At 70.6% G+C, this 401-nt stretch carries 1 protein-coding gene; it reads left to right on the top strand.

Annotated elements, in window-relative coordinates; all coding sequences use genetic code 11:
• A partial coding sequence (locus I6F37_RS43080; RefSeq protein ID WP_225154842.1) for a tetratricopeptide repeat protein occupies positions 1–401 on the top strand: 401 nt, incomplete at both ends.

Here is a 401-nt window from a genome sequence, read left to right as displayed (position 1 = left end):
GCTCTGGGAGGCGACCTTCGAGGCGGTGCCGGAGTCCCCGCGCGCCGCCTACAACCTCGGGTTCGTCGCGACGCAACAGGGGGATCACGAGCGGGCGATCCGGCTCTACGAGCTCGCGCTCGAGCGCGACCCCACGTTCCTGCCCGCCTATCGCAACCTCGCTTCGACCTACGGCAAGCTCAAGCGGCCCGACGAGGCGCGTGCGGTCTACGAGCGGGCACAGCGGATGGATCTCGGCCATGCGGCGCGAGACTGGCACATGACGCCCGATCAGCTCGCGTCGGCCTTCCGGGTCGAGATCGCGCTGGTCGACGCGCGCAAGGGCGAGACCGAAACGGCGCTCGCAGAGCTCGAGCGAATCGTCGGGGAGGACCCCGACACGATTCGCGCGCAGGACGCCC

It is taken from the genome of Bradyrhizobium sp. NBAIM08 (assembly GCF_020193935.1).
Taxonomy (GTDB): domain Bacteria; phylum Pseudomonadota; class Alphaproteobacteria; order Rhizobiales; family Xanthobacteraceae; genus Bradyrhizobium; species Bradyrhizobium yuanmingense.
Note: the sequence above shows the minus strand (reverse complement) of the source record. Positions and strands in the feature narration are given on the sequence as shown.